The 12,059-nt window shown below is 70.0% G+C and carries 14 protein-coding genes; all 14 read right to left on the reverse strand.

Translation table 11 applies throughout. The features are described 5' to 3' along the window. Positions 1–49: 49 nt before the first annotated feature. The 14 genes from M4D82_RS06530 to M4D82_RS06595 all read right to left on the reverse strand — a co-directional run bounded on the left by M4D82_RS06530 (position 50) and on the right by M4D82_RS06595 (position 12,006). A complete protein-coding gene (locus tag M4D82_RS06530) occupies positions 50–793 on the reverse strand; it encodes a type 1 glutamine amidotransferase domain-containing protein (protein WP_249765131.1) in 744 nt (247 codons plus the stop codon). A gap of 68 nt (positions 794–861) precedes the next feature. Continuing rightward, positions 862–1,608, reverse strand: a complete 747-nt coding sequence (locus M4D82_RS06535) for a MinD/ParA family ATP-binding protein (RefSeq protein ID WP_249765132.1) — start codon at positions 1,606–1,608, stop codon at positions 862–864. Beyond that, a complete protein-coding gene (locus M4D82_RS06540; protein ID WP_249765133.1) occupies positions 1,608–2,867 on the reverse strand; it encodes a PP2C family protein-serine/threonine phosphatase in 1,260 nt (419 codons plus the stop codon). The genes M4D82_RS06535 and M4D82_RS06540 overlap by 1 nt, the downstream gene beginning before the upstream one ends. Further along, entirely contained in the window at positions 2,849–3,304 is a 456-nt protein-coding gene (locus M4D82_RS06545) for an ATP-binding protein (RefSeq protein ID WP_249765134.1), read from the reverse strand. The genes M4D82_RS06540 and M4D82_RS06545 overlap by 19 nt, the downstream gene beginning before the upstream one ends. A 29-nt stretch (positions 3,305–3,333) precedes the next feature. Further along, positions 3,334–3,645, reverse strand: a complete 312-nt coding sequence (locus M4D82_RS06550; protein WP_249765135.1) for an STAS domain-containing protein — start codon at positions 3,643–3,645, stop codon at positions 3,334–3,336. Positions 3,646–3,680: 35 nt separating this feature from the next. Next, positions 3,681–5,825, reverse strand: a complete 2,145-nt coding sequence (glgX, locus tag M4D82_RS06555; RefSeq protein WP_249765136.1) for a glycogen debranching protein GlgX — start codon at positions 5,823–5,825, stop codon at positions 3,681–3,683. Beyond that, positions 5,822–6,166, reverse strand: a complete 345-nt coding sequence (locus tag M4D82_RS06560; RefSeq protein WP_249765137.1) for an STAS domain-containing protein — start codon at positions 6,164–6,166, stop codon at positions 5,822–5,824. The genes glgX and M4D82_RS06560 overlap by 4 nt, the downstream gene beginning before the upstream one ends. Before the next feature lie 37 nt (positions 6,167–6,203). After that, entirely contained in the window at positions 6,204–8,027 is a 1,824-nt protein-coding gene (locus M4D82_RS06565; RefSeq protein WP_249765138.1) for an AGE family epimerase/isomerase, read from the reverse strand. A 1-nt stretch (position 8,028) separates the two neighbouring features. Then, positions 8,029–8,454: a VOC family protein gene (locus M4D82_RS06570; RefSeq protein ID WP_249765139.1), complete on the reverse strand. Its 426-nt coding sequence runs from the start codon at positions 8,452–8,454 to the stop codon at positions 8,029–8,031. A gap of 11 nt (positions 8,455–8,465) precedes the next feature. Continuing rightward, positions 8,466–9,077, reverse strand: a complete 612-nt coding sequence (locus M4D82_RS06575) for a DJ-1/PfpI family protein (RefSeq protein ID WP_502988881.1) — start codon at positions 9,075–9,077, stop codon at positions 8,466–8,468. Position 9,078: 1 nt separating this feature from the next. After that, complete coding sequence (locus M4D82_RS06580; RefSeq protein ID WP_249765140.1) at positions 9,079–10,701, reverse strand: GMC family oxidoreductase; 1,623 nt, start codon at positions 10,699–10,701, stop codon at positions 9,079–9,081. Between the two features lie 13 nt (positions 10,702–10,714). Next, complete coding sequence (locus M4D82_RS06585) at positions 10,715–11,086, reverse strand: nuclear transport factor 2 family protein (protein WP_249765141.1); 372 nt, start codon at positions 11,084–11,086, stop codon at positions 10,715–10,717. Between the two features lie 15 nt (positions 11,087–11,101). Further along, entirely contained in the window at positions 11,102–11,548 is a 447-nt protein-coding gene (locus M4D82_RS06590; RefSeq protein ID WP_249765142.1) for a nuclear transport factor 2 family protein, read from the reverse strand. 23 nt (positions 11,549–11,571) lie between these two features. Continuing rightward, positions 11,572–12,006, reverse strand: coding sequence for a nuclear transport factor 2 family protein (locus tag M4D82_RS06595; RefSeq protein ID WP_249765143.1), 435 nt, complete (start codon positions 12,004–12,006; stop codon positions 11,572–11,574). Positions 12,007–12,059 lie beyond the last annotated feature (53 nt).

Here is a 12,059-nt window from a genome sequence, read left to right on the forward strand (position 1 = left end):
ACGGCACCGACCACCGCTCCCTGATCCGGCCTGATCCGAGAGGCACGCCCTAGCCGTGCTCGTCGAGCTGCCGTAGGAACGTCTCGGCGAGGGCCTTGGAGGAGTACGGGTTCTGGCCGGTGGTGAGCTTGCGGTCGACGACGACGTGGCTGTCCCAGATCGTGTCGGCCTTCTCGTAGCGGGCGCCGAGTCTGGTGAGCTCGGCCTCCAGGATCAGGGGGAGCCGGCCCGCCATGTTGGTGACCAGCTCCTCGGAGTGCGAGAAGGCGGTCATCCGGTAGCCCTCGAAGGGCCAGCGGCCCTCGCCGTCGCGCAGCGCGAGGAGTGCGGTGTGTCCGTGGCAGACGGTGGCCATCGGCTTGTCCTGGGCGATGGCCCAGCGCAGGACCTGGGCGAGTTCGTCGGACTTGGGCAGGTCGCCGATGGCCCCGTGACCACCGCTGATGTAGACGCCGTCGTATTCGGCGATGTCCTTCTCGCCGAGGGACTCCACCGCGAGGGGGTCGCGGAGCTGGGGGGTGGACTCGATGACGCGGACGTACTCGGCCGCGTTGGCCGCGTCCTCGTCGGGCGAGCCCTCGGGACGGACCCACCGCAGGAACCGGGGGTCGATGCTGGTCTGGTCGACCGTGGGGGCCCGGCCCCCGATCGTCGCCACGTCGACGGTGTGGCCGGCGGCCCGGAAAGTCGTGTAGGGGACCACGAATTCCTCGGCCCAGAATCCCGAGGGGTGCTCTTCCCCGTCCAGCAGATGGAGCGTGGCCTTTGCCGTCATGACGACGAGAATCTTCATGACTCTCTCCTTGTTCTGATTCGCTGCCGATTCAACACGCCCCCCGCAGGGGGCGTAAGGGGGTGGCGTCAGGCGCGTGATACTTCGTCACGTGCGTCCAACGCCCAGAGGATCGAGCGAAATTCACCGACCAGGGGGTGGTCGGGAAGTGCTTCCGCGAATATGCGTTCGCCGTAGAGCGTCGCCATTTCGGGTACGTACGGGAGAATTCCGGCCAGCGGTGCGCCGTAGACCTCCTCAGCCCGCCTTCGGACGGATTCCCGGTCGAAGCCCTCGGGTGCCATGCTCAGCACCAGAGCGCGCCGGCAGGCCAGCCGGCCGGTCAGGGCGAGGGTCTCCTCGACCCCGGAGAGGTCGACGCGGTCGGCCCTCGCCATGATCAGCACGGCGTCGGCGCTGCCCATGGCGGTCACCGACTCGTTGTTGAGCCCGGCGTGCGTGTCCAACAGGAGGACGTCGAGCGCGTGGTGCTCCGCCAGCCGGTCGAAGCCCTCCGGCAGCAGTCCCACGTCGTACCCGGTGGCCATCAGCTCCCGGAGGTCCTCCGGACCGCCCCGGGCCGGTACGACGTACAGGCCGGGGATTCCGGTGCCCCGGGCCGCGGCCTCGATCTCGCCACGACCGAGCAGGTAGTCGGCCAGCGACCCCGCGCCGGGGCCGAGTCGGAAGAGCAGGTCCAGGGTGGGCGACTGGAGGTCCGTGTCGACCATCCCCACGCGGCTCCCCCCGGCTGCCAGGAGCAGCGCGAGGTTCGCCAGTACCGAGGACTTCCCGGTGCCGCCGCGGTGCGAGTGCACCACGATGGTCCGTGTCATCACGCCACCACCCGGTACCCGGCACTGTCCGCGTGCGGCCCCCGCGCCGCGCGTGGCCGGTGCAGGGCCAGCATGGTGACGTCGTCGTGCTGTTCGGCGATGCCGGTGTGCTCGCGCACCGCCCGGTCCATCCGGTCGACCAGGTCCCGACCGCTCGCCGGGGGGCCGCCGAGCAGTTCGAGCATCCTTTCGTCGCCGAGGAAGTCGCCGTCCGGGCAGCGCGCCTCGGGTACCCCATCGGTGAACACGAACAGGGTGTCGCCCGGGTTCACCTGGGCGTAGCCGAGGGTGTAGACGCAGTCGGGCAGGACGCCGACGGCGGGCCCGGTCACGTCCAGCGGCCGGGGTCGGGCTCCGTCCCCGGAGAGGAGCAGGGGCGGGTTGTGGCCGCCGTTGATGTAGACGAGGCTGCCGGTGAGCGGGTCCAGGACGCCGAAGAACAGGGTGGCGAAGTAGCCCTGGCGCAGGTGGTTGCGGGTGAGGTAGCCGTTGGTCGCGGTGACCGCGTTGAGCAGGGGGGTGGCGCCGACGACCGGGGTGCGGCGGCCGGCGCCGGCGCGGGCCGAGGCCATCAGGTGTTGGAGGCCGCTGTTCTCGGCGGTGTGCCGCAGCAGCGAGCGGATGAGGGCCATGAACAGGGCGGCGCCGACGCCCTTGTCACAGACGTCGGCGACGACGACCGCGAGCCTGCGGCCCCGGGAGAGCTCGAAGACGTCGTAGAAGTCCCCGGCCACCTGGCGGGCGGGCCGGAAGCGTACGTCGATCTCCCAGCCCGCGGGTACGGGCAGCGACTCGGGCAGGAAACCGGCCTGGATCTCGCGGCCGATCTCCAGTTCCTTCTCGTAGGCCGTGAGTTCGGCGCGTGCGTCGGCCTCGCGCAGGGTGCGGCCGAGTCCGGCGCGCTCCGAGCAGCTCAGCAGTCGGGCCCCGACGAGGGCGGGCAGGAAGGGCGGGACGAGGTAGTCGTGGCCGAGGCGGACGTGCCGTTCCAGGGCCACGAAGTCGGATACGGTCCACACGGTCACGACGGTCCCGCCGAACCGGCGGCGCAGTCGGCGCACCGCCGCCCGTACGGCTTCCCCGTCGGATTCGGCGGGGGCCAGCAGCACGTCCGCGACGGGGAGCGCCTCCTGCGGGCCGTCGCGCAGTTCCCGCAGGGTGCGGGGGACGAGTTCGGCGTCCATCGCCCGGAGCGCGTCGAGCAGCTCGGGCGGGGGCGGCGGGTACTCGTCGAGGATGATCACGGTCGTGGAGGGCATGGGTCCGTCCCCTCGGCGTTCACGGTCAGCGTGCTGATGTTGCGGCCGTCCCTACGGGTGTACGTGAACGTGTCCACGCTGGTCAGGGCCAGGTGGATGCCGAGGCCGCCGATCCTGCGCCGTTCCGGGGGCAGCCCCGGGCACGGCGGGAGGCGGCCCTCGACGGGGTCGAAGGCGGGTGCGGTGTCCTCGATGACGATCCGCACCCCCTCGGGACCGGAGCGGCCGCGGACGGTGATCCGTCCGTCGCCGCCCCGGTACCCGTGCATCACGATGTTCGTGGCCAGTTCGTCCACGGCGAGTCGGATCCGGTACGTGGCCCGGGTACCCAGGCACGCCCGGCCGGCGAGGCCGAGGACGAAGGCGGCGATCTCGCCCAGGGCCCCCACCGTGGCGGGCACCTGCATTTCGGCGGCCCGCCTGGCCAGTCCCACCATGTCAGTCACCGTCGGGCCGGCCCGTGGGCTCAGCCATCGGAGAGCTGGATGCTGCGGTCGAGCCCGGCCGTGCGGATCGTCCGGGACACGGGCTCGATGGCTCCGACCACCTTGATGGTGACGCCGCTGGCCACCTTCTGCTGGGCGAAGACCAGGGAGCGCAGTCCGGCGCTGGCCATGTAGCCGACGCCGGCCATCCTGATCTCGACGGTGCCGGTGCCGTGTCCGGCGGCCTTCTCGATGGTCTGGTGGAAGTCCGGAGCGGTCTTGGCGTCCAGCTCGCCCGTCAGTTCGATCACGGTCGTGTCGCCCTCGATGCTCAGGGCCACGGAAAGCGGCATGTCAGGTCTCCTTCGGTCAGGGCGTCTCGGGCGGCTCAGCCGTCCCGTGGTTCGGGTGCGTCGGAGCGGCCCACCAGGATCACGACGGAGCGCGGGCCGATCAGGTACTTCCCGGCGTTGTCGAGCGGGCTCTCCGCACCCGGGGTGCGGATGTCGTACGGTGCCAGGGCGCCGGTGTCGGCGAAGAGGTGCCAGCTGCGGCCTCCCGGCAGCGCCGGCAGTTCCAGGTCGTGCGACTCCCAGTGGGAGTTCATGGCCACGTACACCACGTCCTCGTCGCCGGTGCCGCAGCGGGCCACCGCCAACAGGCGGCTCTCCGCCGACCAGTCGGGCTGCCAGGCCCGCTCCCCGTGCCAGCTGATGTCGGGCATACCGAGGCCGTCCCGGAGTCGTCCGGTGGGGTGGAAGGTGGAACGCAGCTCGCGGTGGTGCTTGCGGAAGGAGATCATCTCCCGGGTGAACCGCAGCAGTTCGGCGTTCTCGTCGACCTGGTCCCAGTCGAACCAGGACAGTTCGTTGTCCTGGCAGTACGTGTTGTTGTTGCCCTGCTGGGTGCGCGCGACCTCGTCGCCGGCCAGCAGCATCGGGATGCCCTGGCTGGTGAGCAGGATCGCCAGGGCGTTCTTCATCTGGCGCGTGCGCAGCGCGTTGATCTCCGGGTCGTCGGTCGGCCCCTCGGCGCCGCAGTTCCAGCTGGCGTTGTCGTTGCCGCCGTCGTTGTTGCCCTCGCCGTTGGCCTCGTTGTGCTTGTCGTTGTACGAGACCAGGTCGGCCAGGGTGAAGCCGTCGTGCGCGGTCAGGAAGTTGACCGACGCCGAGGTGCCGCGGCCGGTGTAGAGGTCCGGCGAGCCGGCGATGCGGGTGGCGAGTTCCCCGGTGAGGCCGGGGTCGCCCTTGATGAAACTGCGCACGGTGTCGCGGTACTTGCCGTTCCACTCCGCCCAGCGGCCGTACGCCGGGAAGTTGCCGACCTCGTAGAGTCCGCCGGCGTCCCAGGCCTCGGCGATCAGCTTGGTGTGCCGCAGGACGGGGTCGAAGGCGAGCAGTTCCAGCAGCGGCGGGTTGGGCAGCGGGGTGCCGTCCAGGGCCCGGCCGAGGATGGCCGCGAGGTCGAAGCGGAAGCCGTCGATGTGGTAGTCGGCGACCCAGTGGCGCAGGCAGTCGAGCACGAAGTTGCGCACGACGGGGTGGTTGCAGTTGACGGTGTTGCCCGTGCCGCTGAAGTTGAAGTAGTAGCCCTCGGGCGTGAGCATGTAGTACGTGGCGTTGTCGAGGCCCTTGAAGGAGATGGTCGGGCCCTGCTCGTTGCCCTCGGCGGTGTGGTTGAAGACGACGTCGAGGATGACCTCGATGCCGGCGGCGTGCAGTTCCTTGATCAGGGTGCGGAACTCGTCGCCCTGCATGCCGTAGCGTCCGGTGGCCGCGTAGCCGGCCTTGGGCGCGAAGAACGAGACGGTGTTGTAGCCCCAGTAGTCGTAGAGCTTCTCGCCGGTCTCCGGGTTGGAGCGCGGGTTGTCGCTCTCGTCGAACTCGAACACGGGCAGCAGCTCGATGCAGTTCACCCCGAGTTCCCTCAGGTACGGGATCTTCTCGCGCAGCCCCGCGAAGGTGCCGGGCGCGGTGACGCCCGAGGAGGGGTGGCGGGTGAAGCCGCGCACGTGGGCCTCGTAGACGACGAGGTCCTCGGCGGGGATCCGCAGCGGGGTGTCGTCGCCCCAGTCGAAGTCCTGCAGGCACACCCGCGAGCGGTACTGGTAGCCGCGGCTGCGGTCCGGCTCCACGCCCCACACGTCGCGGCCGGCGATCAGCCGCGCGTAGGGGTCGGAGAGGACCTGCCGGGCGTCGAAGCGGTGCCCGGTGGCCGGGTCGAAGGGGCCGTCGGCCCGGTAGCCGTACTCGATGTTCTCGTGGTCGAGTCCGAAGACCGTCATGGCGAAGACGCTGCCGGTGCGGAACTCCTCGGGGAATTCCAGCTCGGCCATCGGCTCGGGCTCTCCGCGCTTGTAGATGACCAGGGTCATGGAGGTGGCCTGGTCGGAGAAGACGGAGAAACTGACCCCGCCGGGGACCACGTTGGCCCCGAAGGGGAACGGCTTGCCCGCGCGGACGCGGTACCCGCCCACTTCGTGGGTCGGGTACGCGTCCACGCGCAGCACCTGCTCGGAGCGGGCCTCGGTCATCGCGCGACCTTGGACCGGACGGCGGCGGCCGCGGCCTCGCCGGTCTCGAAGAAGTCCAGGAAGCCCGTGGCCGACATGACGAACCGGACTTCCTCGCTCACCCCGTACAGGGTGACGGCGACGCCGGCGTGCTGCGCCTCGCGGTAGACGACGAGCAGCGTGCGCAGCCCGGCGCTGGAGACGTAGGTGACGGCCGTCAGGTCGATGCGCAGCGGCCGGCCCTCGCGGACCAGCGGCAGCAGGGACTCCAGCAGGGAGCCGGAGGTCTCGCTGTTGATCTCGCCGGTGGCGACGAGCACGGTGCCCGACTTGTTCCGGCGTTCCTTGATGGTGAGAGTCATCGCTTTCCCCTCTGATTGGGGCGCCCCCCGTTGAGCGCTACTTCTTGGCCACCGGCCGCAGCCGGACCTTGACCTTGACCCGGCCCTGGACGTCGGGGAGGTGGACGGTGAGCGCGTCCGCGTCGAATTCCTCGTACGGCTTCTCGTCGATCTCCACGGACGCGATCCGCACCGAACCGGCGGGCAGCAGGTCGGGTGAGACCCGCAGGGTGCGGTCGGGCAGGTCGGTGGGGTCCGGCTGGAAGTGGAAGTCCATCTCCCGGCCGTTGATGAGCAGGTTGTTGTACACGGCGGCGAGGTAGCAGAGTTCCGCCGAGTGGTACATGGACATCGAGTGGCTGCCCTTGAGCCGCTCGGTGCCGAGCAGGTACGGAGTACCGCTCGCGAGTACGTTGAAGTAGACGGCTCCCTCGTCGTGGTCGAGGAAGAAGGTGTTGTAGAAGGCCTGCGCCTGGCGGGCCTCGCGCAGGTTCGCGTCGCCGCCGACGGTGCCGTTCAGGATGAGGTAGGCGAGGATCGCCTGTTCCTGCTGCCACCAGGCCTTGCGGTCGTGCCAGGCGAAACGATACGTCTCCTCGTCCCCGGCCTTCACCCGCTCCACGACGTCGTACCAGCCGCCGCGCTGCACGTCGCTGCCGACGGCCGGCATGATCTCGCCGATCTTGCGGGCGAGCTCCTCGTAGGCGGGCTTGGCCTTCAGCGAGTTCATGCGCATCAGGTTCCAGGCGATCTTCAGGTTGTGGCCGACGACCGCGCGGTCCTGCTGCCAGCTGTGCGCCTTGTCGTGCGACCAGTCGCGGAAGAAGCGCTCCTGGACGAAGGGGCTGTTCTCGTAGTCCGGGAACCTGTCCGCGATCGTGTCGAACGTGTACTCCAGGAAGTCGGCGTACTTCTGGTCGCCGGTCGCCAGGTACAGGTTGATCAGGTACGCGGGCGCGTGGTCACCGACCGAGTTCCAGTTCTTGCGCTCGGCGTTCTCCCCGAGCGACTCGTGGTCGGCGCTGAAGAGGATCGGGTCGATGTGCGAGAAGTAGCCGCCCTGCTCCGGGTCCTTGAAGAACTTGTCGAAGAGGCGGATGGTGGCGTCGGCGTCGTTCTTGATCCGGACGTCGCCGGTGATCCGGTAGGTCTGGATGGGGCCGGCCAACGCGTAGATCTGCTCGTACATCGGGATCGCGTCGTAGTCGTCGGAGAACTCCGAGGTGAAGAGCTTGCGCTCGCTGTCACCGTCGACGCTGATGCCGTGGTACCAGAAGACCACGTCCTCCTCGCTGTCCACGACCCGCATGTGCTTGCGCAGGTACTCGGTGCCGCGCTCGGCGACCTCCAGGTACTCGTCCTTGCCGGTCAGCAGGTAGGCGGAGGCCATGCCGTAGACCAGGCGGGAGATGGTGTCGGTCTCCTGGACGTGGCTGGCGGTCTTGTCGCCGCCGAGGCGGATCTCGGTGCGGTACTGCGTGAAGTCCACCGGACCGTCGCCGAACTGGGCGCGCCTGTAGAAGTCGGCCAGCGATTCGATCTGGCGGATCCACCAGCCGGACTCCTCGAAGCGGTAGTCCTCGGCCCCGCGGCCCAGGAACACCAGGCGCTTGGCCTCGAAGCGACCGCCCCGCTCGGGGTAGTGGACCCCGTAGGCGAAGAGGAAGCGGCCCGGGGAGAGCATCTCGTCGATGTGCCCGGAGGCGTCGATGTAGGGCTCGTCCAGGTTGCGGACCAGCTCGGCGCTCGGGTCTCCGGCGAGGGAGATCTCGAAGGCGCGCTCGTCCGAGGTCTTCAGCGTCAGGAGCCGGGAGCCGGAGTCGAAGCGGACGACGTAGCCCGCGATCGTGTCGGAGAAGGAGAAGCCGGGTGAGCCCGCCATGTCATGCACCGTCCTTGTCGTCGTGGGAACTGTCGTCCGCGTAGCCCTGGCTGACCTCGACGATCACCCCGTCGGGATCGCGGAGCCACACGGTCCGCCAGCCGCAGATGAAGTCGTCGAAGTCCAGCGGGCCCAGGGTCACGTCCGCCGCGTCGCCGAGTTCGGCGAGGAAGCCGTCGACGCTGTCGGTCTGGAAGGCCAGGTGGCGGATGCGGCCCGGGGCCGGCGGACCGTCGTCGTGCGCGGTGCGGGCCGGCTCGGTGTCGGCGGCGAAGAGCTCCAGGTACGCGTCCCCCTTGCGCAGGAACACGATCCGGCTCTCCCCGAGGTCGACCACCCGGGCCCGGGTGAAGCCGAAGTACCGGGTGTAGAAGTCCTCGGTGGTCTTCTGGTCGGCGCAGTTGAGACCGACGTGCGACCAGACCATCGGCCCCGCCATCAGCCGGCCCGCCCGCCCCGTCCGGCCGCGATCAGCTCGATCAGGCGCCGGGCGAAGAGGTGGTGGTGGGCGCCGGAGCGGCCGGTGACCAGGTCGCCGTCGACCACCACGTCCTCGTCGACGTACTCGGCGCCCATGTTGCGGACGTCACCGATGAGGTTGTTGTGGCAGACGACCTTGCGGCCGCGGACCTTGCCCGGGATGGACGCGGCCAGCCACATGCCGTGGCAGATGATGCCCTTGAGGACGGTCGGCTCCTCGAAGGCCCGGCGCAGCAGCTCCGTCGCCGGGGCGAGGACGTCGACGTCCTCGGTGTAGCGCAGCCGGTCGGCCACCATGCCGGAGGGCACGATGATCGCCGCGTACCGGCGCAGTTCCTCGTCGTCCATCCCCTCCAGGGACTTGTCGGCGGTGAACGGCGCCCGGTACTCGTGGCCTGAGAAGGTGATGGAGTCGTTGCCCCACAGCCGGGTCAGGAAGTCGACCCGGGCGCCCTCCTCGGCGAACCGGTGCCGGTAGTAGAAGATCTCCGGCTCGTAGAAGTCGCTCTCGACCAGGACCGCGATCCGGGTCCCGCTGAGCGCTCCCTCGCGCATGACGACGTCAGGCACGTCAGGCCCCCCTGTTCGGACCGCCGATGAAGTCCGCCGCGCGTTCGGCGATCATCGCGATGGCGGTGTGGCAGTTGCCCGACGGGACGGCGGGCATCACGCTCGCGTCCACGACGCGCAGGTTGCGTACGCCGTGCACCCGCAGTTCGGGGTCGACGACGGAGAGGTCGTCGATGCCCATCCGGCAGGAGCCGGCCTGGTGGTGGTAGCTCTCCGACTTCTGCCGGACCCAGGTGCGCAGTTCCTCGTCGCTCACCGTGCCGGGACCGGGCTGGAGCTCCTGCTTGTACCAGGGCGAGAAGGCGGAGGTCGCGAAGATCTCCCGCGCGAGCTTGACGCCCTGCACCATCCGCTCCAGGTCCCAGCGGTCCCCGAGGTAGTTGGGGTGGATCAGCGGGTGCGCCAGCGGGTCGGCGCTCGCGAGGCGGATCCAGCCGCGGGAGACGGGGCGGACCACACCGGGCAGGATCGAGACGGTGTTGGGGTGGTCCTGGCCGACGATCACGTCGAAGGGGACGTGGACGAAGGCGATCTGGAGGTCCGGCGCGGGCAGTCCGGGCCGCGACGACAGGAACAGGGCGCTCTCGGAGAGGTTCTGCGCGGGCGCCGGCAGTTCCTGCGTGACCTCGGCCATCAGCCCGGCCAGCACGTGGTTGTGGAAGTTCTCGCCGACGCCGGGCACGGCCGCGGTGACCTCGATGCCGTGCTCGCGCAGTGCGTCCGGGTGGCCGATGCCGGACAGCAACAGCAGCTTCGGGGACTCGATCGCGCCGGCCGCCACGATCACCTCGCGGCGGGCCCGTACGGTGTGCGTGCCCGGCGTGGAGGCGCCGCTGTGGGCGTCGCGGACGGTCCGGCCCGGGACGTCGCTGTCCGAAAGCGTGGCGGGGGCCCGGAGCTGGGCGTACTCGACGCCCGTGCAGGTGTCCCCGTCGAAGAGGAGCCGGGTCGACTGGGCGCCGGTGCGCAGCGTCAGGTTGGGCCGGGTGAGCGCGGGCTCCAGGTAGGCGGCGAGCACGCCCTGCCGGCGGCCGTCGGCCACGTCGATGTGGTGCCAGCCGGTGCCGAAGAGGCCGCGGCGGGGGCCGTCGGTGTTGAAGTCGGCGATCTCGCGGTGGCCGAGTTCCACGGCCGCGTCGATGAAGGCGCGGGAGACCGGGTTGGGGCCGTGCAGGCCGGCGTTGGTGATCCGCTGGGGGCCGTCGGTGCCGGTGGTGGCGGCGGTGACGTCCTCCTGGCCCTCCAGCCGGGCGAAGTACGGCAGCACGTCCTCGTACGCCCAGCCGGCCGCGCCCTGGTAGGCCCAGTTGTCGAAGTCCGAGGCGTGGCCCCGGATGTGCATCATGATGTAGAGGTTGCTGCTGCCGCCGGGGGCCTTGCCGCGCGGTTCGTACGTACGCCGGCCGCCCAGTCCCGGCTGCGGGACGCTGGTGTAGCCCCAGTCGACGGGTCCGCCGAGCAGCTTGTACCAGGAGGACGGGTCGTCCACCTCGGGCGGGATCCGCGAGCCGCCGGCCTCCAGGACCAGGACGGAGACGTCCGGGTCCGCGGAGAGGCGGTTGGCGAGGACGCTGCCGGCGGTGCCGGAGCCGACGATGACGTAGTCGTACTGCTCTGTGGCCACGTGTGCCTCCCCCTCAGCCCTGGCTCAGCACCTGGAAGGGAACGGTGTCGTGGTGGTTCGCCATGTATGCGATCTTCCCGTCCACGATCCGGAAGAAGTTCATGACCTCGGCCTCGATCGCCTCGCCGGAGGCGCTGACGGCGGTGAGGTGGGAGACGGCCGCGGCCTTCTCCCCGTCGACGAGGAAGTGCACGGGCTCGTTGCGGAAGACCCGGTACATGGTCCCCATGCCCTTCATCATCGAGCGCAGGGTCTCCAGGCCCTCGATGTGTCCGGCGAGCTGCTCGTCCATGACCTGGTCGTCGGCGAACAGGTCGCACCAGCCGTCCCAGTCACCGGCGTTCGCGAACTCGTAATATTTCGTGAGGATCTCTCGTGCGTCCATCGCGTCGCTCATCCCCTATCGGTCCCTGCGGGTTCCGTCCGGCGCGAAGGGCGCCCAGAACCGGCTGAAGGCGGAGGCGGTGTCGCCGAAGAGGCCGTCGCGGCCCTCGACGACCCGGCCGTCCCGCCACCGCATGTAGTGGAAGACCGGGTAGTCCATCCGCTCGTACGGGGACTCGCCCCCGCCGTCCCGCCGGGCCACGTTGCGGCACACGTCCGCGCTGCAGTCCTCGCCGACGAGGATCGCCTCCAGGTCCATCCGGAAGGTGCCGCCCGTGAGCTTGTGGGTCTGCCCCATCAGCTCCAGGAAGGCGTCCAGGCTCTCGTACCAGCCGGCCAGCGGGTGGTTGCCCGGCACCAGCCAGCGCAGGTCCTCGGAGTAGTACTCCAGGATGCGCGCCCGGTCCCCGGAGCCGAGGGCGGCATAGGCCGCCCGGACCCGCTCCGGTGTCACTTCGGTCATCGTCGGATCTCCTTCGCCGGCGCTCAGAGCGAGCCGGAACCGGGCATCGGGGCCAGTTCGTTGACGGTGTACTGCTTGATCAGGGGCCCGTCCGGGCCGGTGACGACGGTCCAGGTCTGGTCGGCGTCGAAGCCCAGCCACTGGCTGCGCGCGCCCGGCGGGTCCCAGATCTTGGCCTGCCAGTTGACGAGGACCCGGACGATCGCCCGGTCGCCCTCGATGACGGGCTCGACCTTGGTGACCGTGTGCACCTCGTCGAAGAACCGGTGGGTGACGGCCTCGTACCAGCGGCCGAAGCCCTCGTGGCCGAGGAAGGTGTCCTCGGGGACCTTGAACTCCAGGTCCTCGGTGATCATGGCGAGCACCTGGTCGGGCTCCACGTGCCGGTCCAGGGCCACGTACCAGTTCTCGGCGAACCTGCGGATCGATTCCTCGGTCAACTGCCGCTCGGCGGGCATGCGCTCTCCTCCTGTCCGTTCGGGACGATGGTTCGGGGCGTTCGTTCGGGCGT

The sequence above is a fragment of the Streptomyces sp. RerS4 genome, from assembly GCF_023515955.1.
Lineage (GTDB): Bacteria > Actinomycetota > Actinomycetes > Streptomycetales > Streptomycetaceae > Streptomyces.

Bases quoted from the DNA above. Each gene is read 5' to 3' on its own strand.
- M4D82_RS06530 (WP_249765131.1), bottom strand. From the start codon at position 793: ATGAAGATTCTCGTCGTCATGACGGCAAAGGCCACGCTCCATCTGCTG.
- M4D82_RS06535 (WP_249765132.1), bottom strand. From the start codon at position 1,608: ATGACACGGACCATCGTGGTGCACTCGCACCGCGGCGGCACCGGGAAG.
- glgX (WP_249765136.1), bottom strand. From the start codon at position 5,825: ATGACCGAGGCCCGCTCCGAGCAGGTGCTGCGCGTGGACGCGTACCCG.
- M4D82_RS06585 (WP_249765141.1), bottom strand. From the start codon at position 11,086: ATGGACGCACGAGAGATCCTCACGAAATATTACGAGTTCGCGAACGCC.
- M4D82_RS06570 (WP_249765139.1), bottom strand. From the start codon at position 8,454: ATGGTCTGGTCGCACGTCGGTCTCAACTGCGCCGACCAGAAGACCACC.
- M4D82_RS06545 (WP_249765134.1), bottom strand. From the start codon at position 3,304: ATGGTGGGACTGGCCAGGCGGGCCGCCGAAATGCAGGTGCCCGCCACG.
- M4D82_RS06595 (WP_249765143.1), bottom strand. From the start codon at position 12,006: ATGCCCGCCGAGCGGCAGTTGACCGAGGAATCGATCCGCAGGTTCGCC.
- M4D82_RS06565 (WP_249765138.1), bottom strand. From the start codon at position 8,027: ATGGCGGGCTCACCCGGCTTCTCCTTCTCCGACACGATCGCGGGCTAC.
- M4D82_RS06590 (WP_249765142.1), bottom strand. From the start codon at position 11,548: ATGACCGAAGTGACACCGGAGCGGGTCCGGGCGGCCTATGCCGCCCTC.
- M4D82_RS06550 (WP_249765135.1), bottom strand. From the start codon at position 3,645: ATGCCGCTTTCCGTGGCCCTGAGCATCGAGGGCGACACGACCGTGATC.
- M4D82_RS06560 (WP_249765137.1), bottom strand. From the start codon at position 6,166: ATGACTCTCACCATCAAGGAACGCCGGAACAAGTCGGGCACCGTGCTC.
- M4D82_RS06540 (WP_249765133.1), bottom strand. From the start codon at position 2,867: ATGCCCTCCACGACCGTGATCATCCTCGACGAGTACCCGCCGCCCCCG.